Here is a 24,858-nt window from a genome sequence, read left to right on the forward strand (position 1 = left end):
ACGACGAAATCCTTTAGACACTAAAACGAGTAAATTGCTTTACTCGTTTTGGTCAGGATATGGCATCCCCATGTGTTCATAACCTTTTCTTGTTACAACACGACCCTTAGCAGTTCTCTTCAAGAATCCCATTTGCATAAGATATGGTTCATAAACTTCTTCAATTGTTTCTTGTTCTTCACCAATATTGGCGGCTATAACTTTTAGCCCCACTGGACCTCCATTATATAGCTCAATAATCATTTCCAATATTCGTCTATCAATATGATCTAAACCTGCATCATCAACTTGTAATTGGTTCAAAGCTGATTCTGCCATGTCGTAATCAATCGTATCTTTATTAGCTACTTGAGCAAAATCACGAACTCGTTTTAATAAACGGTTTGCAATTCTTGGCGTTCCTCGTGATCTTCGTGCAATCTCGTGGGCACCTTCTTCATCAACATTAATATTTAAGACATTGGCTGAACGGAAAACAATCTTAGATAATTCATCTATGGTATAGTACTCCATTCTCTCGACAATTCCAAACCGATCTCTTAAAGGAGCAGAAAGTTTTCCGGCCGCTGTGGTTGCACCAATCAAAGTATAAGGTACTAGTTGATGATGCAATGAGCGTGACTCACTACCTTGTCCAACAATGATATCAATATAGAAATCTTCCATAGCTGAATACAATACTTCTTCAACAGCTCTGGGCATACGATGAATTTCATCAATGAATAACACGTCACCTGGTTCCAATTCATCTAAAACAGCAACTAAATCGCCTGATTTTTCAATTGAAGGTCCGGTAGTCGTATGGATATTGACACCCATTTCATTAGCGATAATCATCGCCAAAGTAGTTTTACCTAGCCCGGGAGGACCATAAAGTAACACATGATCTAAAGTTTGCTGACGCTGTTTAGCGGCTTTAATGTAGACATCTAATTCTTTTTTTGCTTTTTCTTGTCCTAAGTATTGATCAAAACTTTGGGGGCGCAATGTTTGTTCAACGATATCTTCAATATTGTCAATTGAATCAGCATCTGTTAAACGTTCACTATCATTCTCGTTATTTTCGATTTTTGACACTCCCTTCCATATATTAATTAGTTTTATTTACTTAATAATTTCAAACCGGTACGTAGGTATTCATCAGCACTCTTGAGATTTTCCTTTTCAAGCTGTGACTTAACTTTACTAATTTCTTTAGCTGAATAACCCAATGATTCTAAAGCGGCCAATCCATCTTCTAATTCTTGATTCCCACTGCTAAATTGAACAGGTGCTTCACCTAAAGTCATCTGACCTTCGGCTGTAAACTTACCTGACAGATCCAAGATAATTTGTTGAGCAGTTTTCTTACCAATTTTAGGAAACTTAGTTAAAAACTTAACGTCATCATTTTCAATAGCATGAATCAAGCCTTGTAAATCTTGACCTGCCAATATAGCTAAAGCACTCTTAGGACCGATTCCAGAAACGCTAATTAAATGTAGAAAAATATTTTTCTCATTCAAATCATAAAATCCATAAAGTGATTGTTCATTATCACGGACAATCTGTTCAACGTAAACTCTTGCTTCTTGATTTTCTTCATAACGGTAAGGGTTAGCAACTTGAACTTTATAGCCGACACCTTGAACATCCACCACGATATATGAAGGGGTAACTGTTGCTATCAAACCTTTTAAATATTCATACATAATTATTCACTCTCTCTTGTATCATGTGGATCTTGGATTCTCTTAAACATTTTTTCGAGATCTTTATTACTGAATTCTACCAAGACAGGACGTCCATGAGGACAGTTATATGGATTCTCAGCTTTGGTTAAATTATGAAGCAACTGTACAGCCTCGCGGTCGTCAATATGATGGTTAGCTTTGATAGCCCTTTTACAGCTCATCATAATGGCGTTTTTTTCACGAAAACTTGCAACACTGATTTTAGAATCATTCAAAACATAGTCAACCATTTCCTTAATAGTAGATTCTTCTTGTCCGGGAACAAACCAAGTAGGATGCGTATTGACTACAAAACTATTTTGTCCAAAATCTTCCAGATACAGACCAATACTTTCAAGAATCGGTTTTTTTTCTTTAATCAAGATACTTTCCGAATTAGGGTAATCTAACACAATTGGCACTAGTAGTTTTTGTTGATCATTTGAAACTTTACCAATCTCTTTACGATAATATTCATAATTAACACGTTCTTGAGCGGCATGTTGATCTATTAAGTAAAAACCATCCTGGCTTTCAGCTACTAAATAAGTTCCGTGAATTTGACCTATATAACGTAAGTCTGGAAAATCCGATTCCTTAGTTGGCTGTTCTTCATTTCCCTTGCTATCAATTACATTGACCTTTTCAGATACTTCCTGTTCCAAGCGTTGATCCCAAGCATGTAAATGTTTGAGATCTTTAAAAATTGGCATCCCTGTCATTGGAGTTTCAACTCGCTGATCTATTTCCGGTTCTTGATACTCTGGACCGGGTTCTGCTGTTGCGGTTGACAATGGTTCACTGATTTTATCAATTGTTTCTAAATCATCGAAACTAATCTGTTCAGGCTTATACGTATCAACCTTAGGAGTTATTGATTTTTTGCCTAAATTCTTTACCGCATCTGGAATCAAATTTTGATTAGATAAACGTTGTCTAATACCATCACTAATCAAATCGCCGATATGTCCTTCATTGGATAACCGTACTTCTTGCTTAGTAGGATGAACATTAATATCAACTAGACTAGGGTCCATCGTAATATCAATCACCGCAATTGGAAAACGTGCCACCATTAACTTAGAGCCATAACCTCGAATGACCGCATTAGTTAATTGGAAGTTCCTGATATAACGACCATTGAGGATTAAAGAAATATAGGAGCGATTGGAACGAGTGGTATCAGGTTTTGAAAAGTAACCCTTAATCTCATAATCAGGATCAGAATTTTCAAAATCTAACATATGACTAGCAATCGTCCGTCCATAAATACCGGCAATTGTCTGTTGTAAGTTATCATTACCGGAAGTCCAAATTAAATCCTTGCCTTCATGAATCAGTCGAAAAGAAATATCAGGATGTCCCATGGCCAGCCGATCAACAATATCAACGATCTTATTTAATTCCGTATGTAATGATTTAACATACTTTAGGCGAGCTGGCGTATTGAAGAACAAATCTTCAACCGTCATTGTAGTTCCCCTAGAACGAGCAAAAGTTTCCTTTTTAACTAATTCATTACCAGAGAATTTTGCCCGAGTTGCCGACTTACCATCAGTACTAGATACCACGGTAAGCTTAGAAACAGAAGCGATACTAGCTAACGCCTCACCTCGAAAACCAAGTGTTTTCACATTGAACAAATCATGATCGGTTAAAATCTTGCTAGTCGTATGCGGTAAAAAGGCGACCTCAACATCATCAGCTGAAATCCCCTTACCATTATCATTAACTTCGATTGACTTGATACCTGATTGCTTAACTGTAATTAAAACTTGTGTTGCTTTGGCATCGATGGAATTTTCCACCAGCTCTTTAACGACTGATGCTGGGCGTTCAATAACTTCCCCAGCCGCAATCTGGTTACTTAATTCAACTGGTAGTTCATGAATAATACCCACTTTTTCCACCTTCTTTTATTTCAATTTCTTTTGCCATTTATAAAGTAAATTAATTGCCTCGATTGGCGTGATTCCCATTAAATCTTGATCACCAATCTCTTTAATAACTTGAGTTTCTTTATTAGACAACTTCGTAGTCTTTTTCGTAACTTCTGGGAATAGCGACAATTGTTGTTCATCGTCTTCTTCCGGTTCAGCTTTCACTGCCACTTCAGGAATAGATTCTGTAGCAACTGGTTCATGTATGCTTTCAGAAGTTGTTGTATGAACCGAAGTTTCTTCTAAACTGCTCAAAATCTTACTTGCACGTTGTAAAACATCATTTGGTAATCCCGCTAATTTAGCAACATGAATACCATAAGATTTATCCGCTGGTCCTGGCAAAACTTTATGTAAGAATACTAAATCACCGTTTTCTTCTGATGCATCAACATGAACATTTCTTAATCCTGGTAACTGACTCTCTAACTCAGTCAATTCATGATAGTGAGTTGAGAAAAGAGTCATAGCTTTAACATGTTTGTCGATATATTCGATAATCGCCTGTGCCAGAGCCATCCCGTCATAAGTGGCAGTTCCTCGACCAATTTCATCAAAGATGATCAAACTGTTAGGAGTTGCGTTCTTCAAAGCATCATTGGCTTCACGCATTTCAACCATGAAAGTACTGTCACCAGAGATCAAATCATCGGCAGCACCAATACGAGTGAAGATGTGATCGAAAATAGGAAGTTTAGCACCATCAGCTGGTACAAAACAACCAATTTGAGCCATGATAACAGTCAATGCCATCTGACGCATATAAGTACTCTTACCAGACATATTAGGACCAGTAATCAACAAAATATCCGTTTTATCATCAAATCTAACATCATTAGGAATATAACTATTATTACTTAACACCTTTTCCACAACCGGGTGTCGACCATTGGTGATCTGCAATTCATGCTTATCCACAAACTCAGGTGCCACATAATGATACTCTTCACTGACGACCGCAAAACTTTGAAGAACATCCAGTCTGGATAAGATATTAGCCAATGATTGAATCCGTCTGATTTGATCTTTGATTTTCTTTCTGATCTCGTCAAACAAGTGATATTCCAAACTCTTAGACTTCTCTTCAGCTTCCAAAATCAAACTTTCTTTATCTTTCAATTCTGGCGTAATGTATCTTTCAGCATTAACTAAAGTCTGTTTTCTCTGATAGCGATCTTCTGGAACCTTGTCGATATTAGCACGACTAACTTCAATATAATATCCAAAGACCTTGTTATAACCAATCTTCAAATTATTGATACCAGTCAATTCTTGTTCCTTAGCCTTCAAAGTTGCCAACCATTGCTTACCATTCTTAGAGGCATCAAGATATTTGTCCAATTGGTCGTTATAACCTTCCTTGATTAAACCACCGCCGGTAATTGAAATAGGAGCTTCTTCAACAATAGCTTTGTCGATCAGCTCACGAATATCGGCTACTTCATCAATCTTTTCCACATAGGTTGTTAATTCATCGTCACCAATGTCTAAAAGAATTGATTTAATCTCAGGAACTTGTTCCAAAGATGTTTTCAATTGAATCAAATCACGTCCATTGACAGTTCCGTACGCAACTCGACCAGCTAATCGTTCCAAATCATATACTTTAGTTAAATAATCTTGGAATGATGATCTTTGGAAATAATTGTCTAAAAAGACTTGCACGAAATGCTGACGTTGCTTTAATTTCTCAACACTGATCAATGGACGAGCTAACCATTGCTTTAACAAACGGCTACCCATCGCTGTTTTAGTTTCATCTAAGAGCCATAGTAGCGTTCCTGACTTCTTATTAGTACGGATATTTTTGAACAACTCCAAATTACTTTGAGCCGAATGATCCATTAAAAGGTAGGAAGAAGTTTCATATGATTGAGCTGGTTTTAAATGATCCAATGAACGCATCTGCGTCTTGATCAAATAACTTATCAACAACTTAACAGTGGATACTTCCATGTTTGAACTAATCTGTGAGAAATCGAAGCTGTAATTGTCGTCTAATTCATCCAATTTGGAAATCAAAATGCCATATTTGCGCAATCGATCGAGATACTTTTGTGGAAAACTTCCAGAAACAACAGTTTCCTTAGTATCTAAGTTCTGTAACTCATTAGTTAAATCTAATTGACTATCGACAGTTGTTACTTTAACTTCACCTGTTGATAAGTCGGCATAGGCAAGCCCAAAGATATTCTTTTGAGCGGTGATTGCTGTAATATAGTTGTTTTCTTTTGCTTGATCAGACTTATCCATGATCGTGCCGGGCGTAACCACTCGAGTAACACCACGTCTAACCATTTTACCTTGAGCGTCAGCTGGATTCTCTAATTGATCACAGACAGCTACTTTGTAGCCTTTATCCACAAGTGTATCAATATAACCCTCAATAGCATGATGCGGTACTCCACACATTGGAATACCTTCATCAGCTTTTTTATTTCGTGAAGTTAAAGTCAACTCTAAAATTTGTGATCCCTTAACTGCATCGTCATAGAACATTTCATAGAAATCACCAACCCGGTATAACAAAAAAGCATCTGGATATTGTTTCTTATACTCCAGATATTGCTCCATCATTGGTGTTTCTTTAGTTTTTTGTGGCATAAGTTCCCTCCACTTAGTTTAAGAAATTTTGATTGTTTGGTGTAATAACGTAATTCTTGATGCTACGTGCATAGTTCGTTTTATCATTGATCTCAACAACACAGAAATTAATTTGCATCCGACCATCTTCATCGACATCGAATTTATTTGGACGTTGGGTTAAGAAACGGTTGATAATTGGTTCCTTCTTGTCACCAAGAATACCATCGTACGAACCAGTCATCCCAACATCAGTTAACAAAGCTGTCTGCTTGTTGATAACCTGTGCATCATTTGTTTGGACATGCGTATGAGTTCCAACAACTGCTGATACACGACCAACCATATAATTAGCAAAAGCAATTTTTTCACTGGTTGTTTCGGCATGGAAATCGACAAACTTAACAGCGTCTTCATCCATTGATGAAATCAACTTGTCAGCAGCAATAAATGGGTTATCTAAAGGCTGCATCAAAGCTGTTCCCATCATGTTAATAACATAAACTTTTTTAGTATTTACTTTAATTTCAAGATATCCACGTCCTGGAACATTTTTTCCAGAAAAATTATATGGGCGCAAAATATTTTTCTTAGGATCGTCAATAAAATCTAAAATTTCACGTTTATCCCAAGTATGATTTCCCCCCGTAACAACGTCAGCTCCAGCACGAGTGATCTTTTGATAATCAGGTTCTTTGGTCCCTTTACCACCAGCAGCATTCTCGCCATTAACAATGGTTAATTGTGGTTTGACCTTCTTTTTGATTTCAGGTAGATATGTTTCAATCGCCTTAATGCCGACAGAACCTACGACATCTCCTACGAAGAGTATTTTCATTATATTTTATCCCCAATCTTTACCTATGATATTGTATCAATTTTGACGAGAATTAAAAAGACCAGACGAACGTCTGGTCGTATATTTTAACACTTAAAAACTTCTTTTTATATTCAGAAGCAAATTTTATTTTCTACTTAATAATAGCTTCAAATAGAATCTTTTATTTTAAATATAATTGTATTTATTGTAATTAACGTTTGTTGCTCCAAATAAATAATCAAATTTATTGATTTTTATAACTACTTTTTGTACTAAAACTTGGGAACAACGTTATTTAGGTGACTTGTATAAAAAGAATATTGAAAAAAATAAAAATCAGTTCAAAGAAGATAAAACAATCTCCATTTCCTCAATGAAGTTTAACAGATCAGGGAATGGTGCCAAAGAATCCTCTTTGTCTAACTATAAGGTACTACGAATAGGCGATATTGCATTTGAAGGTCATAAAAATAAAGAATTTTCATTTGGAAGATTTGTTCTAAATGACGTAGGCGATGGCATAATGTCTCCAAGGTTTACAACATTGAGACCTATATATCATCAGAATATTAATTATTGGAAATACTACATACATAATGAAAGAATTATGCAAAAAGTTCTAGTTAGAAGTACAAAATTAGGAACAATGATGAATGAATTGGTTGTTAATGATTTTTATAAACAAGCAATTTTGGTACCTAGTTCTGAAGAACAAAGAAGTATCGGAGAATTATTAAGCACAATAGATGTAATTATTACTCTACAACAACGGCAGTTAGACTTATATAAGAAACTCAAGAAAGGATTATTGCAGAAACTATTCCCTAAAGATGGGGAAAAGGTACCTAAAGTAAGATTTGCTGATTTCCATGATGATTGGAAGCAGTTTAAGCTTAAGGAGCTAGGAGATATACAAACGGGAAATACTCCTTCAACTTCAGACGAAAATAATTATAGTAATAATGGAATGATGTGGGTAACACCAACTGATATTGATTCTCTATTAATTTCCAATACATCCAAAAAACTTTCTAAATTAGGCCAATCTAAAGCTAGAATTGCAAAAAGAGGATCTGTTTTAGTAACATGTATAGCTAGTATTGGTAAAAATACATTAATTACAGAAGATGCTAGCTTCAATCAACAAATTAACTCTTTAACACCTTCATCAAAAAACAATTCATATTTTCTTTTAACACAATCATCACAATGGTCGAAAAAGATGAAATACATTGCGGCTTCTGGAACAATGCAAATTGTAAATAAAAAAGATTTTTCAAATATAGAAACCTATGTACCCAGTTTAAATGAACAAAATGAAATGGGATTATTGTTCAAAAAGTTGGATTGGATTATTATTTTATATCAGAACAAAATTAATAAACAAAAGCTCTTAAAGAAGTATCTACTACAAAATTTATTTATTTAGCAAAACTAAATGCTATAATTTTAAACTTCTGGATAATAAATACTGGTATCTAAATTTAATACCATATAAATTATTCGGAGGTTTTTTCTATGCCCAGAACTAAATCATCACAATTATTTTATAAGTATTATGAAGAATGGATTGAATTGTACAAAGTTAATGCTATTAGATCAATAACTTTAGATAAATACTATATGTGTCTAAAATGGATCACTAAACTGGCTCCAGAATTAAAATTAAATGATTTGAATCGTCGAACCTATCAGAAATTAATCAATGACTATGCTTTAGAACATGAGAAACAAACAACCCAAGATTTCCACCATCAAGTAAAAAGTGCAATTATAGATGCTTTAGACGAAGGATTAATCAAGCAGAATCCTACTCGAAAAATTGTTATTAAAGGTAAAAAACCAGGTAATAAAAAGCCAAAATTTTTAAATCAATATGAGTTACAACAACTAATTAGGAAACTTGATTTAGGAACAGAATTAAATTGGGATTGGTATATTTTACTAGTGGCTAAAACTGGATTGAGATTTGCGGAAGCATTGGCAATTACTCCAAAAGATTTTGACTTTACCAAGCAGTTATTAAGTGTCAACAAAACTTGGAATTATCGAGCAACAACGGGTGGTTTTCAACCAACAAAAAATTTTTCGTCAAATAGAAAAGTTCAACTTGATTGGCAGATTGCTATGCAATTTTCACAATTAGTAAAGGATTTACCTGAAGATGAACCGATTTTCGTTAAACAACGTGTCTTTAATTCGACCGTAAACAATCGCCTAACGGTTCTATGTAAGCGTGCTCAAGTCCCCGTCATAACTGTTCATGGACTCAGACATACTCACGCTTCGATTCTCTTGTTTGCTGGCGTTTCAATTGCCAGTGTTGCGAGAAGACTTGGACATTCTAATATGACTACTACTCAAGATACTTATCTTCATATTATTCAAGAATTAGAAACACAAGATGGAGAAAAAATAATGCGACAAATGGCTCAGCTAATGTAGCAAAAAAAACAAACATGGCAACATATAAATTGTTATGTTTGTTTTTTTGCTACATGAATAGCTTTTGTAGAAAATATTTTTTTAACAATTTTAATGTTTTAAGATGCTTGGTTTGAGAACAAATTACTTTATCAATGCTCTCTAAAAGATTTACTAAATAATTTTGTTCTTTTAAGGATGGAATTTGAATATTTATTTCAGAAAATAATGGATATTTTAAATTCCAAGTATCCGAAGTTAAACCTTGAGAATTAATTCTAAATTTCCAAGTCATTTCAGGCGTTTTTATTGAATATCCCAAGAATATATTGTTCAATACATTCTTTTTTACTTTAAAAACTGTGTATGCAGGACTTACTATACCGGAATATTTAGACACCCCACTTGCTCCTTGCCACATTCTCATAGAATTGTATGCAATATCACCAATCTCTACTTTTTTATATTTTGACTTATTTTTACTAGAGTTATTTTTTCTTTCTAATGATGAATTTTTAACAATCCCATCATTGATAGTTACTGATAATAATTCACCCTCGCTAGATTTATTGCTTATTTCTTTAGTAACTTCCTTTAACTTACGTTGTTCCCAATTATTGTTGAAATCAGTATAGCGTATTTTCGGATTAGATGCCTTATTGCTAGGAAAAATTCGTTGTATTAGTCCTTTCCTTAATTTAAGAAAATAATCAATTTGAGATTGTTGTAGAGTAATTAGATTATCTAGATGAAAATATAATTTACCAATTAATCTTTGTTCATTAAAAGATTTAGGAATAATTATTTTAAAACTAGCATATTCTTTGGCATTTATTCCAGGTTGTCCTGATCTTTGAGAAGTAATTTTAATAAATTGTTGATATTTATCCGTTAAAGTATTTTGAAACACAAAGTTTTTGTCAAATTCACCATTAATTTCCATCCTTATTAAAAAACCAGCAAAAAAGGCTTTACCATCAGCATTATCATACAAGTATGATTTTCCGACACTTGCACCAGTACGTGCAAATAACAGATCATTTTCTTTTAATTGATAATCGCTTATATCTTCTAAGTTTGTATTTGGTGATGTTAAGTTTTTTTCAACTAATTTGTGGCTGTTATCATCGATGTCGGTAATTCTAATATATTTATTTTTACCATCATATTTTTTAGAACTAACATTTAAACCGTAACTGAAGCTATTACTAATCTTGGAAAGCGGTAGTTGTTCCCAATCATCAGTAAAGCCTTTAAATCGAACCTCAGGCACCATTTTCTTATCCATGATTATTCACCTCGTCACTCAACATAGAGATAAAATCATCAAGATCATTCTGAGTCTTTTCATCAGAAGAAGTGAGTTCTTTCATCATTGAAAGCAACTCATTTTTATTTTCCATAATTTTTTTGTTATTTTCTCGAATTTCTTTAGTAACTTCACCCAAGTCAATTTCTGGTTCAGGTTCAAAAGTATCAACATAACGTGGAATATTTAAATTGAAGTCATTTTCTTCAATTTCACTCATTGGAGCAATGTGAGCATACTTATCAACATCTTTACGTTCTTTATATGTATTAATTATCTTGTTAATGTCATCATCACGAAGAATATTTTGATTCTTACCTTTTTTAAAATTATTACTTGCGTCAATAAACATAACATCTTTATTAGTCTTATTCTTCTTCAATACCATTACTAATGTTGGTATCCCAGTTGAATAAAATAGTCCAGCTGGCAGCCCAATTACAGCGTCAATTTGATTCTTATTTAGTAGTGCTTTACGAATTTTTTCTTCTTTAGCACCACGGAACAAAACACCATGTGGCAAAACTATTGCCATAGTACCCTCATTACCTAAATGATATAAACCATGAAGCAAGAAGGCATAATCTGCTTTAGTCTTTGGTGCTAAACCACCATATTCTTTAAAACGTGGGTCTTTCATTTTATTATCTTCATTATTCCAATGAGCTGAGTATGGGGGATTTGCTACAACCATATCAAAGCTACGAGGATGATCAATACCAGCAGAATCAACACCATCGGGCCAATCGCTTTCCAAAGTATCAGCATTACGTAAATCCATATTCATGTATGAAACATCATGCATCATCAAATTCATACGAGCCAGGTTATAAGTGGTCGTATTCAATTCTTGTCCATAGTAAAACAAACTACGATTCTTAATTTGTTCTTGAACAGTTAGTAACAACGAACCAGAACCACAAGCAAAATCATAAACACTTGGCTTATCTTCTTTTGGATTTAAATCAATCGTCACTAACTTAGCTAAGACTTCTGAAACTTGATGAGGTGTATAGAACTCTCCAGCCTTTTTACCAGAATTACCAGCAAATTGAGCAATTAGATATTCATAAATGTCACCTAAAATATCATGTCCATCTTCATCTTTGTATTGAACTTCATCGACCAGATTAACGATCTCAACTAAAGCTTTTGCTCTAGCAGCGGTTGTCTGCCCTAATCGTGAATTACCTAAATTCATATCTGCAAATACACCGTGGAAATCTTGTTTGGCATTTTTATTCAAATCAACGTTATGATTAAAGCTATCTAACATATCTTGAAAGTCAGATGGTGCAATTGAATTATCATTTACTTTATCTACAATTGTTTGCCATGTATATTGTGGAGCAATAGCGTAACCTAATGAATCAGCCAGCTCTTCTAAATAGTCATTTAAATCATTACCACTGGCTTGTTCGATATAAGCATCATTAACACTTTGTCCTTCTTCAACATCAATCAAATCATTTTGGACCATTCGTAGTTCTTGATGTTCTGACAAATAACGATAAAACATGAATCCTAAAATATAATTACGATACTCACTGGCATCCATATTACTTCTCAAACGGTTTGCCATTTCCCAAATTTGACTAGTTATTTCTTGTGCTTTACTCATAATTTCTCCTAATATTTATCAACCATTTGATCTGCAAATTTCTTAAAACTTCTTCTCAAGTGGGTACGGTATTTAATTTTCGATAATTTCTTAACTTCTTCAGATTCAGCATCCATTCGATAAACAACACAAGCTTCTTTAACTATTTCATCTAAAGCCCCATCGATATTTAAATCATCGGCATCTTTTATATGATCTGAAATCAACTTATTAATGTCTTGAGATGCTTCAATGTCAGTCAATCCCCAACTCTTTTTGTAATCGAAAATATCATTTCGTAAACGCATGTCATTATGGCCTGAAATTAATTTTTTGATTTCATTTTGTTTTACGGGATATGTATCAGAATACTTAACATTGCCATTTAAAATATCGTCAGTAAATTGATTAATCTGTTCAGCATACTTACGATTGTCGACTTTATCAGAAATTGATTTAATTTCTTTAGCTGTTTTATTAGCGTTTTCCAAATCATTGTCATGATATTGATTCATCAAGTTAGCAATTAATTCTTCCAAGTAATCATAATTTACTCGAATAGCCTTAACATGTTCCATTTGAAGATCAATTTGTGATATATCAACACGGTGAATCCTAGCAACCTCTTTTTTCAATTGATTACTTAATGTTGTTGTCAATACTTCTTCGGTATCTGTATTCATTCCCAATTCATTCAAAAGAATATCAGGATTCTTATCATCGTATTTATCATCTTGTTTAGCCATAGCCATCAAGTGATTATATTTACGTAAAGCTGAATACATTTCTTCAATGCGATTGTCATCTTGAGGAATTCTTGTAAAGCCATCAGAAAAATCATTCAACTGTGTAGTAACTTCTTTTAATTCTGATTTAACTTTTTCATAAGGTTTGGCAATCACATCTACCTTACCAGGAAGTTCTATTTGAAAATTAGCCGAATCTCTATTTGCATATAATGCTAGAGCCTCTTTCATTAACTTCTCAGTTTGATGTGGCCAGCGATAGTTAACTATTCTCCCAAAGGGCTTTGTCTGCATGTCATAAACACGATTAGTTCTAGAATAGGCTTGAATCAATGCAGAACCATGCAGAGTACGATCAACATACAGTGTATTCATCTGAGGAGCATTGAACCCAGTTAGTAGTTGATCAACAACGATTACAATATCAAAATATTTTCCATCATCAATTGTTCGATTTAATCTAGAAACTACTTGAGCGGTGTAATCTTTAACATCTTGATCGCCAAAACTTGTACCGAACTCTTCGTTATAATCAGTCATTGCTTCCCGTAAATCTTTATTATTATCTAATTGATTGTCACTATTCGACGTAGTTTGGCTGAAAGTAATTCCCACTTTCAAACCAGAATTACGTTTTTTAAATTCACGATAATACATCATTGCCATAGGTGTTGAAGCCTTACCGCCACCAACGTGAGTCGTTAATATGGCATTATACTTACCTTGTCTTGATCGCTTACTCCAATTTTTAATAATGTCATCAACAACTAACTTAATATGCTTAGGATTACTATCATAAACTGATGGCTCAACCGTATCGTCCATGTCTGCATCAGTCATATTGTCGATACGTGTTTCAATATCTTCATCTGATATTCCCGGATAACGCCCCTTAAAATATTCAGGTAAATATTGGTCACGTAAAACTGAATCTGACAGAGTTGTTTCAAAATCAACTTTGAAGCCTAAAACATTTCCGTCAGCAATAGCATCCCTAATCGTATAAGCATGAATCAAATCACCAAAAACTTCTTGAGTTGTTGGGTGTTCTTCAAAAACCGGAGTTCCTGTATAACCAATCCAAGCTGATCTTGGAAATCCATCTTTAATTCGTTTCAGCATATCTCCTGAGGTTGAACGATGAGCCTCATCAACAATGAAAACAATATTTTTATCAATGGGTTTGAAGTTACTACTTTGAACCATCGAATCCATTTTTTGAGTAGAAGTAACGATAATTCCATTACCTTTTTTGGATAATTTCTTAGATAAAACCCAACGATTAGCTGTATCAGTTACAACTCCTCCATTACTTTCATCAGTATTTTCTGGATCATAAGCTTTATATTCATCAACAGTTTGATTAGTTAAAGCAATCCTATCAACTAAGAAAACAACTTTATCAACGTTTGGTAAACGTGAAGCTAACCAAGCAGCCTTAAATGAACTGATTGTTTTACCCGAGCCAGTCGTATGCCAAACATAACCTATTCCTTGTTTACCAATACTAAAATCATGTTCACGTATTTTTCTAATAACACGTTGTGTGGCATAAACTTGATATGGTCTCATGGCTTTAATCATTTGATGTTTTGGAGTTCCATCCAAAATCATATAGTTAGTAGCCATTTGGTGTGCCATTGGAATTGACAGCATATAATTGGAAAATTCTTTCCAATCAAAGACTGGTTTATTATCATCAGCTTTTTGCCAGCGAAAAGCAAAATCAGTATTAAATTTGTCTGTAGTAGTATTTGCCATATATCTACTATCATGCGGTGTGATGGCAACCAATATTTGTAAAGTTGAAAAGATATCTGTATATTGACGTTCATCAATATATTGATGCATCTGATTTAAGGCTTCTTTAGCATCGTGTCCATCGGCCTTTTCTTCAATCTGTAAAATCGGCAGCCCATTAATTAACAGAGTTGTATCAAACCGTCTATTTTTTCGACCAGGAATAACTGCTGGTCGTTCAATTTGATTAACTATCTGATAAATTGTATCCCCGGCGCCAATATTATCCTGATCAAATATTCTAAGATATACGTGCTTACCATTGTCCAAATCCACTTCAACTTGAGAAATTCCATTCATACCATACAAAAATTGTCCAGCTTGATATGGAGTTTCTAATTGACCAATAATGACCTTTATTTGTTGAAATTCTGATTTAGTCAGTGGTGCGTCCAAACGATCTTGATTATGTTGCTCAACGATTTTTTTGAAATTAGACCACAAATCTTCAGTTGTTTTAATATTAGGAAGATAACTCCATTGTTTTGTTCCACCTAAATTAATCAAATGTCCGATTAATTCATCTTCAAAATCTAACTCATTAGTTTTTATCACAATTCGATTCCCCCTAAGCGAAATGTAAAGATTTAATTGCGATTGTAAATTTTTTACATATTCAACTTTATCTTATCAAAAATAAGCTCCTAAATTACGAAATAACTAATTAAAATTTAATTCATTTTTGAGATTTTTAGAAAAATAATACATTCACAAAGGTATTCAGATGAATGTATACAAAAAAGCCAGACATTTTGCCTGACTTTTTTGTATAGTTAGTTAATCCTCAAAAAAATCCTCATCAATTTCAAATAGATCCAAATGTTTCTTAACCTGTACACCAACCTGATATTGAAGCATCAAATTAGTTAACTGAATCCCATCAATTAAAACAATTGAAAAATTCTTTGCAGTAGAAATAGCACTACTAGAAAAATGTGAAGTAGTAATAAACACACCACGATCAGCGTGAACCCGCGACAAAGCTCCAAAGAAACCATCAATTGCTGGTCTTTGAACGACATTATCATCCTTATATCTTTTCGCCTGAATATAAACTGTACTTGTTCCCAATGGATCTTGATTAATTATGCCATCAATTCCACCATCATTAGTTCTCTGAGTTATTTGCGAAGAACCATTTGGACCCTTATAACCCATTTTTATTAAAAGTCTAACCACTAAGTGTTCAAAGAAACCGGGATTAGATTCCTGTAATATTCTCAAAAGATTGGTAGCTATTTCATTATTATAACTAGTTGTTTTTTCTGATAATTCATCTATGATGCTATTTCTTTCCTTTGAGTAGTTTTTTTCAATTTCCCCATTAGCAGCCCGTTTTTCTCGTTCTGCTAATTCTTTCTTATGAGCCTTATAAGCCGGTAAAGAATGAACCTTTTCAACAGTTATTTCACTTGCATCTAAATCCAATAACCTTTTTCCTAAATCAGCTATTCTATAGACACCTCTGGCAGGACGTTCCAATGCTCCACCAATAAACAAATCACTAACAGCCCATCCCACTCTACCTTCAATCAAAATATCATCAGGATACTTATCAGAAGCCTTACTTCTCAATTTATCTGGTAAATTTAATAAATTTGCTACATCAAAATCTATTTTCTTTTTTAAAACTTCATCTTTATCACTCAAATACTCCAAAACGACAGGCATCAATGAATCCCAGGTCGGCAACCCACTTTTTTCGCTCAACTTTAAATCCCTATAATCCATATATTACTCACCAACACATCTTTTTGAATTTATATATTATATTATATATAAATTCAAAAAATATATAAATTCAAAAAAATAAAAAAACTCTCCTTTCCAGGAAAGCCTTCTTTTATTTTTTCTAAAACAACTGCATAACCCCAATAACCACAATCGGAATCACCAAAGAAGGCAATAGATTCAACACTTTAATCTTTTTAATATTCAATAATCCCAACCCTGAAGCTAAAATCAAAATTCCTCCAACAATCGTCAATTCAGTGATCATATTGTTATTAATCGAATTCTGTAACAACATGGCAATCAAATAAATACTACCTTGCCAGCACAAAACTGCCACGGCAGCTAAAGCCATTCCAATACCAAAAGTTGATGCTAAAACAATCGAAGTAATACCATCCAACATCCCATTGGTGAACAAGAAAGTATAATCCTTATTCAAAGCTGCCTGAATTGGTCCTAAAATCGACAATGATCCAATACAGTACAACAAGACTGCCGTTGCTAATCCTTCAGCCAAATTACTGCCACCATCAGGATTAGGTTTAGAAAATTTATTAACCAAGTTATTAAAATGTTTTTCCAAATCCAGCCACTGTCCAATCAATCCTCCAATTGCCAAACTGACAATAAACAGGACTGGATAGTGGCTTTTTGGCATATGTTGCACCACAGCATTGATACCAACCATCATTGCTACCAATCCCAAAGCCTGTGTCAGGATCTCATTATATGCTGGCTTGATTCCCTTTTTAAAATAACTACCAACAAAGCTCCCTATCAAAATCATTCCGACATTAAAAATTGTTCCTATCATAAGATTCCCCCTAAATAAGTTGTTAATTTTAAATTATAAACTCTCTAGTGACTGGAGGGTCAATCATTTTTAATAGGAATTCTTATTTCAGTTACATACTTTGATAGATCATCGGTGATTCCATAATCGATCAATGCCGTTTCAATTGCAGGACCATTGATTTCAAAATTGTGTTTTTGACAATAAGACAGTAGTTTTTGGTATTGATCAATTGCAACGTTGTGTGTTCCGTGAAACCTCAACCGTATATATCTTCCAGACTTTAATTTATTTGATGCTACCCCATCATCTCCAGGTTCCATAATCAGTAACAAACCATCGTAATTATCAAAAATTCCACTGATTAATTTATCCTGAGAAAGCATCAAGGCAATTTTTCCTAAGAAAATATTCTTCTCCATCCCAAATTCTTTTCGTAGAGCTGTGATTGGAAGTTCTATATCATCATTTAAACGATAATTTTCATCTAAATAAATCACCGCCACTTCAGGAAGATTTACAATTTCAATCTTATCCAACCCACTATTAGTAGCGTCTTCAACTTGACTGATCCGGGCATCGATACGATGATCAATCTTTTCTAGTGTTTTAATCTGATTCTGAATTTGAATCTTTTGTTCCTTTAACATTTCTTCTAATTTGACTATATCACGAGCTTCAAAAAAGTCTTTGATCATTTCAATAGGCATATCCAATGCTCGTAAATATGAAATTACATTTAATCGTTCAAATTGTTGTGTTGAATAATAACGGTAATTTGTCCTATGGTTTACTTTTTCCGGCTTCAAAATACCCACCTCATCGTAATAACGGAGTGTGGGTATTTTTATATTAAAAAGTTTAGACAATTGTCCAATAGTGAAAAATCGATTCATAGCTCTGTCCTCTTTATTCATATGGCTTGATTCAATCTGTGAAAAAAAATCCATTAATAAATGAAATATTATTATAATTATTTAGGTATAAACTGAAAGCGGTTAGCTTTATACAAATTTATATATATATTTATCAAATGTACTTAAAATACTATACAAACATTTCCAGGGGGTAGAAATGAGAAATAAGAGGGTCACATCAAAAATAATTTTCACATTATTCTCCACATTAATAATGTTCCTAGCTTTTAGTAATTTTACTACTAATGTCAAAGCTGTAGTTTCTCAGGCCAACGTTGAAGCTGCAGCAAAAGTTATGCAAAAATATGATGGTATCAGTGATTGGACACTTCAAAACAATTCTCCATCCAATCAAATTGGAAAAATTCCTATTGGTGGTGGTATCTCCTTAGGATACACCTTCGGATCAGCTCGTAACTCATCAGGTAAAGTTGTTAGTGGTGACACCACTATTACTAAAGTTAGTGGTACGGGTACTGTAAATTCAGCTCCAATAATAAATAATGGTAAAATAAACGTTTTTCTAAATTATAATGGCTCGTATTATGGTATTTTGCATCAAGGAGAAAATTCATACATCGGTGGGACTCCTGAAACAGCATCTAATACGTCAATTGATTATGCACTATTGACTAATAACCGAGATTCTTATTTTTATTCGGACATGAATGTCCTCAATAAATTAGACGTTATTGATTCTTCTTCAAAAACTAATAGACTTTTCTACGTCGGTCATGATTTAAATAAAAAACCAGTTTATAAACTAGTTGGATACTATACACCAAATCATGTATACGTTGAAATTGTTCTAAGACCATCACCTACTGGTTCTCCAATTGTCCAACGTGAACTGTACGTATATAACCCAGGTACAAGTGATGTATCATTTCAAACATTTTATGGTGAAGATACTGGATTAAACAATCGCAATAATGATGATTCGGTTGATAACGTCCCTATGTTTGCTATAGGTGGAGGTCAAGGTCTATACCTTCTTAGTGGAGCGGACTATGATCCTGCATCAAAACTTTTTATTACTAACGATGTAGACGGTGGTTTTAAAGACTTTATGGGTAGAGTTTTAACTAACCCAACAAACTGGGGGATTAAAGGTAAGCAATATAGTAGTGCTGGTGATATCACTGATCCAAAACTTCCATGGGCAAGTAATCCTACTGCATCACAAAATGGTGACACTAATGCCGCAGCCGATTCTAATTTACTGGTTGGCAAGACTAATGCGGGTGCAAATTACAATATCGTTGATAGCAATGGGAAACAAGATACCGCCTATACATTGAGATGGCCAGAAACTAAACTAGGTGCCGGTCAAGTTCAAAAATACGTTTCCAAAATTGGTGCCACAATCCAACACTACGCAATTCCGGTAGTTAAGAAATCTTATACTAATCTAACTTCAACTGATGGAATAAATAGGGTCGGTGATAAATTAGCATTTAAATTGAGTGTAAAAGATGACGGTTATGATTCTTCTTGGAAGATAACTAAGGTCCTTGACCAATTACCAACTGGATTAACGATTGATCCTAACTCGGTAAACAATAGTATGGTAAACGGAAACTCAATTGACTTCTCTCCAAATCAAACAATCAGTTCTGGGGGACAAACCGCAATCTATACTTTCAACGCCACAATCAATAATCAAGCTCCCTACAATCTAACGAATGGTAACCTAACCAATACTGCATCATTTACCGGAACTAATCAGGGGACTGGAACTAATCATAGTGAAAGTAAAACTTATAGTGATAGTGTTGACATACCTGTTCAAACTCCAAGTTTTAAATACCGTTTCACTAAACAAGTTAGAAATAATACTACCAATCCTAATGGCGCTTTCTCCGATAAAGTAACCGCTCAAAAAGGTGATACTATTGAATATAAAATAGATTTCACTAGTAATGGAAATAGTAGTTTAACTGGAGCTAATTTTACTGATTCTCTACCTTCAGGTCTGGAATTAGTTTCCAATAGCGTAACTTTAAATAACATTCCTAAAGGCAGTTTGAACTTCTCTACTGGAGCATTAGCTAACAATTATGATAATGTAATCAGCTTTAAAGCAACAGTTACCGGTATAAGTACATCAACTGCTTCCAATACTGCGCATCTTCAAAATGTATCCACTAGTGCTGGTCAATCCATTAGCAATATTGATACCGAAGTACCTGCCGTTGTTGAAATTGAAGCAGCGCCAGTTACAATGGCTATTACTAAATATCCAGAAACAATTGATTTTGGTAATGTAAATACATCTGGAATAGATCGTATTATTCCTAGTATCAGTACTACTGGAAATCTAGCTGTAGATCACCCTGATGACACTCCATTCCAAGTGAGTGTTAGTTATAATAACAATGGCGAAAATGCTCTTGCATCTAATGGTACTAAACTAATTCAGGATAATGGTGAGTCATTACTTTTCAACCAAACTGATGATAATAATTCTAATATTTGGAAACCTCTTTCTGCTGAACCAATCCCTATTAAAAGTGAAGGGTTTAGTGGCTCATATACCGATTTTGATTTAACCAAGTATATTGGTTCAAATAAATGGAAATTGCGTGTTCCCGGGTCTGCTAAGGCTGGTAAATATACTGGTAAAATCACTTGGTCAATTTCAGACACAATGTAGTAATTAATAAGATATCACTCTATTCTTAAACAACAAAATAGGTGTGGTGACTATTATCTCAAACGATAGTCACCACACCTATTTATTTACAATAAATTAGTATTATATCAATTTAGTAAAAAGTAATATTTAATATTTGAATAAAAGAAAATTCATTTCATTATATAAATATGTACTTTTATATAATATTAAATATAAATTTATCAATGAACTAATACATTAGTCCGGAGCAACAAAGAAAATGGGCTCAGTAGTGAAATTCTACTTAGCTTGCGTAGCAAGGTTAGTAGAAGGCCGAGCTTGAAGATTGTTGGCGAAGCCAAGAGGCTCCAAGTCGTGCCCACTACGTTTCAGCCCAATTTTCTTTGTTGCGGAGGACGGCAAATTTTAAGATTGTTTAACTATTTCTGCACCAATTCCAGCTTGATCACAAATAACTGCCAAAACATACTCAATAGTCTCACTATCATCCCAATCGGCTGATAGATCCAAGTTGATTTCCCGACCATCTTTCAACTTCAATTCTAAATAATATGGAGTTGGCAAATGAAACATAATCTTCTTAGGTGCTGAAAATGAACCACCCAAAATATTAGCTGGAGCGTTCATATCTTTACCAACTATTACGGTCAATCCTTTAATATCTTGAAATTTAATTTTCAAAGGATCTTCACTAAATGGTAAAAGTGCCGACTGAAATCTTACACTAAAATTTTGATAATTATAACTTTCGATTCCCTTATCAGTCACTTTCCAATAGCCATAAAAATCTGTCATTGAACGTGCGAATAATAATGCAACTACTACTAAACCAGCGATACCTAAAATAACCGCTAATAATGCTTGTTTACTAAAAACAAATACTAAAATACCAACTAACAATCCAATTATTAAACTAACAGTCATTGGTACATAATTGATCTTTCGACCAAAATCAATACTTTCCATTCTAATTCTCTCTTCTTCGTTTACTAATACTCAATTCTATACTTTTTGTATTCACAAAGACACAAAAAAAACTAGTGTGGCAAATTACCACACTAGTTTTCCTATTTTTATTCTATTCCCAATCATAATCTGTTGGGTCTTGTAAACCACGTCCTGTTGCTTTGTCCAACATGATACGTTGTTCAAAGTGTGCAACATTACGTTTTGTTTGTTTAACCATATCTGGGTTAACTGAAACGTAATCAATACCGCATTGAATCAAGTAATTTGTAAACTCTGGATATTCGGAAGGAGCTTGTCCACAAATTGAAACTGTTCTGCCATCTTTATGTGCTGTCTTGATCAAATGACGGATAGCACGTTTAACGGCTAGATTACGCTCGTCAAATAGATGAGCGACAGTATCATTATTACGATCACAGCCAAGGATCAACATAGCTAAATCGTTTGATCCAATTGAGTAACCATCAACATATTGATTGAATTGATCGGCCAAAATGATATTAGTTGGAATTTCAGCCATCATGTAAACCTTGAAGTCGGCGTTACGTACCAAGCCTTCATTTCTCATGATATCAGTAACTTTTTTAGCTTCATCAACAGTTCTGACAAATGGAATCATAACATTCAAATTCTTCAAACCAAATTCATTACGAACTTTCTTAACTGCAGCCAATTCTAGTTTGAAGGCTTCAATATACTTAGGATCGTAATAACGTGAAGCACCTCTCCAGCCTAATAAATCTGCTGGTTCATGTGGCTCATATTTCTCTCCACCCTTAAGTTTTCTGTACTCACTAGACTTGAAGTCTGATAGACGTAATACTACCGGACGTGGAGCCATAGCACGAGCAACTTTAGAAATTCCGTCAGCTAACATATCAACGACTTTTTCTGGGTGTCCTTGTTCAATCAAATATAGTGGATGTTCGTGAATAAAGGTTGTCCATAAGAACTCTTCACGCATTAGTCCAATACCATCAGCTGGCAATGATGAGTACTTGTCAGCCAAATCAGGATCACCGAGGTTCATCATAACGCCAGTAGCTGTTGGAGCAAATGTTTCAGCGGCTACTACTTGTCCACCTTGTGCAGCTGGTTTGTCTTTCTTAAGAAGACTGTCAACTTTACCCATGTAAACAATACCGTTTGTAGCATCAACAGTTACCACGTCACCAGTCTTCAAAACATCAGTTGCGGCTACTTGCTTACTCTTTGTACCAACGATACATGGAATCTGCATTTCACGAGATACAATAGCTGCGTGACAGGTCATACCACCATTGTTAGTTACAATAGCAGCAGCTTTCTTCATAGCTGGAACCCAATCAGGTGATGTCATCAAGGTAACAAGAATCTCGCCTTCCTTAAATTGATCAATGTCTTTAGGATCATCGATAACATGAACCACACCACTAGCTAAACCTGGACTAGCTGGCAATCCACGAACAACAACTTTAGCATCAGATTCATCAACCACGTTCTCATCCCCTACATCTTCGCCTTTAGCCTTCTTCTTTCTTTGTGACCAAACGGTTTCTGGACGAGCCTGAACAATCCAGAGACGGTTAGTATTGGCATCCAAGGCATATTCCATATCCATGTAACATCCGTAGTGACGTTCAATTTCTTTAACATATCCAGCCAATTCAATAACTTGGCTATCGGTCAATGCTTGTTTATCCTGCAATTCTTCTGGTACAGGTTCTTCTTTTGTTCCTCCATCGGGAAGTCTAACTAATTGAATTGATTTCTTAATAATATTCTTTTCAACAATCTTCATTGATTGTTTGTCGATAACAAAATGATCCGGTGTAACCTTTCCCAAAACGATATACTCGCCTAAACCATAAATTGCATCAATCACGATTTTGGACTCGTCACCATTAGCAACATTAACTGAGAACATAATACCTGAAGCTTTTGAAAAGACCATCATTTGAACAGCGGCTGACAAAGCAACTTTTTCATGTGGGAAGTGTTGCTTATGACGATAGTACGTTGCACGATCGGTAAATAGTGATGAATAACATTGCTGTACTCGGTTAACAACATCATCAGCACCTTTAATATTCAAGTATGATTCTTGTTGACCAGCAAATGATGCATTTGGCAAATCTTCAGCTGTTGCAGAAGATCTAATAGCTACGAATGGATCATCTTGTCCCATCTTTTCAGATAGATCCGCGTATGCTTTCTTAATATCTTCAGCCAAATCGCTTGGCATTGTAGCTCCAACAATCAAATTACGGATTTCCTCACAAGTTTTGTGAAGCTCGTCTGAATTTTCGTAATCCTTTATTCCCTCAAGTAACTCATTTACTTTGTCGTTTAAACCTGTTTGACTCATAAAGTATTGATATGCGCGTGCGGTTGTTGCAAAACCATATGGTACTGGTACATCCATTGACGAAGTCATCTCTCCCAACGATGAAGACTTGCCACCTACTAAATTAACATCCTTACGATGCAATTCATCAAACCATAGAACATTTGCAGTATCACGACTACTCATAATAATACCTCCTTGTAATTGCAGTTTAAATTCATTCTAGGAACTAAAGCCGCTTTGATTGAAAGCGATTACTTTACAGCCATATTATAGTTCAATTCTTCACAAATAGTAAACACATTTATAAACTTTTTATTAATAAATAATTGATCTATAAAAAAGGACATCTTCTAAAGATTGCCTTATTACCAAAGGTTATCGGACCTATTATTTAACAAATAATAGTATTATAAAATTCGATATTTTCATTTTTATAAAGTTCAAGTATTCACATTATATATATAAACCAACAAAACAGACTAACCTTAATGAGTAATTCTGATTCGACGGAATCGGAATTACTCATTTTTGCTTTTCAAAAGTA

The 24,858-nt window shown here is 34.2% G+C and carries 16 protein-coding genes; 3 read left to right on the top strand and 13 right to left on the bottom strand.

Going from position 1 to position 24,858, the window contains the following annotated elements; translation table 11 throughout:
- Positions 1–39 precede the first annotated feature (39 nt).
- The 5 genes from ruvB to LAB100_RS11050 are packed head-to-tail and all read right to left on the bottom strand — an operon-like array spanning position 40 to position 7,073.
- A complete protein-coding gene (ruvB, locus tag LAB100_RS11030) occupies positions 40–1,068 on the bottom strand; it encodes a Holliday junction branch migration DNA helicase RuvB (protein WP_371851222.1) in 1,029 nt (342 codons plus the stop codon).
- A 32-nt stretch (positions 1,069–1,100) separates the two neighbouring features.
- Positions 1,101–1,691 (bottom strand): Holliday junction branch migration protein RuvA, encoded by a 591-nt coding sequence (ruvA, locus tag LAB100_RS11035; protein WP_119327448.1) that lies wholly within the window; start codon positions 1,689–1,691, stop codon positions 1,101–1,103.
- A gap of 2 nt (positions 1,692–1,693) precedes the next feature.
- Positions 1,694–3,613 carry a DNA mismatch repair endonuclease MutL gene (gene mutL / locus LAB100_RS11040; RefSeq protein WP_119327447.1) on the bottom strand — a complete coding sequence of 640 codons (1,920 nt, stop codon included), beginning with the start codon at positions 3,611–3,613 and terminating at the stop codon, positions 1,694–1,696.
- 15 nt (positions 3,614–3,628) lie between these two features.
- Positions 3,629–6,256 (bottom strand): DNA mismatch repair protein MutS, encoded by a 2,628-nt coding sequence (gene mutS, locus LAB100_RS11045; protein WP_119327446.1) that lies wholly within the window; start codon positions 6,254–6,256, stop codon positions 3,629–3,631.
- Between the two features lie 13 nt (positions 6,257–6,269).
- On the bottom strand, positions 6,270–7,073 hold the full coding sequence (locus tag LAB100_RS11050) for a TIGR00282 family metallophosphoesterase (protein ID WP_119327445.1): 804 nt from the start codon (positions 7,071–7,073) through the stop codon (positions 6,270–6,272).
- A 229-nt stretch (positions 7,074–7,302) separates the two neighbouring features.
- On the opposite strand from LAB100_RS11050, the gene LAB100_RS11725 reads away from it, so the two are divergent.
- Both LAB100_RS11725 and LAB100_RS11060 read left to right on the top strand, forming a co-directional pair.
- Positions 7,303–8,484: a restriction endonuclease subunit S gene (locus LAB100_RS11725; protein ID WP_249037598.1), complete on the top strand. Its 1,182-nt coding sequence runs from the start codon at positions 7,303–7,305 to the stop codon at positions 8,482–8,484.
- 89 nt (positions 8,485–8,573) lie between these two features.
- Positions 8,574–9,500, top strand: coding sequence for a site-specific integrase (locus LAB100_RS11060; protein ID WP_119327444.1), 927 nt, complete (start codon positions 8,574–8,576; stop codon positions 9,498–9,500).
- Between the two features lie 49 nt (positions 9,501–9,549).
- On the opposite strand, the gene LAB100_RS11065 is transcribed toward LAB100_RS11060, so the two are convergent.
- The 6 genes from LAB100_RS11065 to LAB100_RS11090 form a co-directional block, all read right to left on the bottom strand.
- Entirely contained in the window at positions 9,550–10,767 is a 1,218-nt protein-coding gene (locus LAB100_RS11065) for a restriction endonuclease subunit S (protein WP_119327443.1), read from the bottom strand.
- On the bottom strand, positions 10,760–12,409 hold the full coding sequence (locus tag LAB100_RS11070) for a type I restriction-modification system subunit M (RefSeq protein WP_119327442.1): 1,650 nt from the start codon (positions 12,407–12,409) through the stop codon (positions 10,760–10,762). The genes LAB100_RS11065 and LAB100_RS11070 overlap by 8 nt, the downstream gene beginning before the upstream one ends.
- Positions 12,410–12,417: 8 nt before the next feature.
- On the bottom strand, positions 12,418–15,492 hold the full coding sequence (locus LAB100_RS11075) for a type I restriction endonuclease subunit R (protein ID WP_119327441.1): 3,075 nt from the start codon (positions 15,490–15,492) through the stop codon (positions 12,418–12,420).
- 219 nt (positions 15,493–15,711) lie between these two features.
- Positions 15,712–16,665, bottom strand: a complete 954-nt coding sequence (locus LAB100_RS11080) for a restriction endonuclease (protein WP_119327440.1) — start codon at positions 16,663–16,665, stop codon at positions 15,712–15,714.
- A gap of 121 nt (positions 16,666–16,786) precedes the next feature.
- The gene (locus LAB100_RS11085; RefSeq protein ID WP_119327439.1) at positions 16,787–17,482 is read right to left on the bottom strand and encodes a DUF554 domain-containing protein; all 696 of its coding nucleotides are present in this window, start codon (positions 17,480–17,482) and stop codon (positions 16,787–16,789) included.
- Positions 17,483–17,541: 59 nt separating this feature from the next.
- Positions 17,542–18,357, bottom strand: coding sequence for a MerR family transcriptional regulator (locus LAB100_RS11090; protein WP_162894270.1), 816 nt, complete (start codon positions 18,355–18,357; stop codon positions 17,542–17,544).
- 178 nt (positions 18,358–18,535) lie between these two features.
- Between LAB100_RS11090 and LAB100_RS11095 the strand changes: the two genes are divergently transcribed.
- The gene (locus LAB100_RS11095) at positions 18,536–21,034 is read left to right on the top strand and encodes a DUF11 domain-containing protein (protein ID WP_119327437.1); all 2,499 of its coding nucleotides are present in this window, start codon (positions 18,536–18,538) and stop codon (positions 21,032–21,034) included.
- A gap of 387 nt (positions 21,035–21,421) precedes the next feature.
- Here the strand turns inward: LAB100_RS11095 and LAB100_RS11100 are convergent, their stop codons facing one another.
- Positions 21,422–21,982 (bottom strand): hypothetical protein, encoded by a 561-nt coding sequence (locus tag LAB100_RS11100; protein WP_119327436.1) that lies wholly within the window; start codon positions 21,980–21,982, stop codon positions 21,422–21,424.
- A 112-nt stretch (positions 21,983–22,094) separates the two neighbouring features.
- On the bottom strand, positions 22,095–24,497 hold the full coding sequence (ppsA, locus tag LAB100_RS11105; protein WP_119327435.1) for a phosphoenolpyruvate synthase: 2,403 nt from the start codon (positions 24,495–24,497) through the stop codon (positions 22,095–22,097).
- Between the last annotated feature and the right edge of the window lie 361 nt (positions 24,498–24,858).

The organism is Companilactobacillus musae (genome assembly GCF_003967595.1).
Taxonomy (GTDB): Bacteria; Bacillota; Bacilli; order Lactobacillales; family Lactobacillaceae; genus Companilactobacillus; species Companilactobacillus musae.

Coding starts and splice junctions, on each gene's coding strand:
- ruvA (WP_119327448.1), bottom strand. CDS start 1,691: ATGTATGAATATTTAAAAGGTTTGATAGCAACAGTTACCCCTTCATAT.
- mutS (WP_119327446.1), bottom strand. CDS start 6,256: ATGCCACAAAAAACTAAAGAAACACCAATGATGGAGCAATATCTGGAG.
- LAB100_RS11050 (WP_119327445.1), bottom strand. CDS start 7,073: ATGAAAATACTCTTCGTAGGAGATGTCGTAGGTTCTGTCGGCATTAAG.
- LAB100_RS11060 (WP_119327444.1), top strand. CDS start 8,574: ATGCCCAGAACTAAATCATCACAATTATTTTATAAGTATTATGAAGAA.
- LAB100_RS11065 (WP_119327443.1), bottom strand. CDS start 10,767: ATGGATAAGAAAATGGTGCCTGAGGTTCGATTTAAAGGCTTTACTGAT.
- LAB100_RS11070 (WP_119327442.1), bottom strand. CDS start 12,409: ATGAGTAAAGCACAAGAAATAACTAGTCAAATTTGGGAAATGGCAAAC.
- LAB100_RS11080 (WP_119327440.1), bottom strand. CDS start 16,665: ATGGATTATAGGGATTTAAAGTTGAGCGAAAAAAGTGGGTTGCCGACC.
- LAB100_RS11085 (WP_119327439.1), bottom strand. CDS start 17,482: ATGATAGGAACAATTTTTAATGTCGGAATGATTTTGATAGGGAGCTTT.
- LAB100_RS11090 (WP_162894270.1), bottom strand. CDS start 18,357: ATGAATCGATTTTTCACTATTGGACAATTGTCTAAACTTTTTAATATA.
- LAB100_RS11095 (WP_119327437.1), top strand. CDS start 18,536: ATGAGAAATAAGAGGGTCACATCAAAAATAATTTTCACATTATTCTCC.
- LAB100_RS11100 (WP_119327436.1), bottom strand. CDS start 21,982: ATGGAAAGTATTGATTTTGGTCGAAAGATCAATTATGTACCAATGACT.
- ppsA (WP_119327435.1), bottom strand. CDS start 24,497: ATGAGTAGTCGTGATACTGCAAATGTTCTATGGTTTGATGAATTGCAT.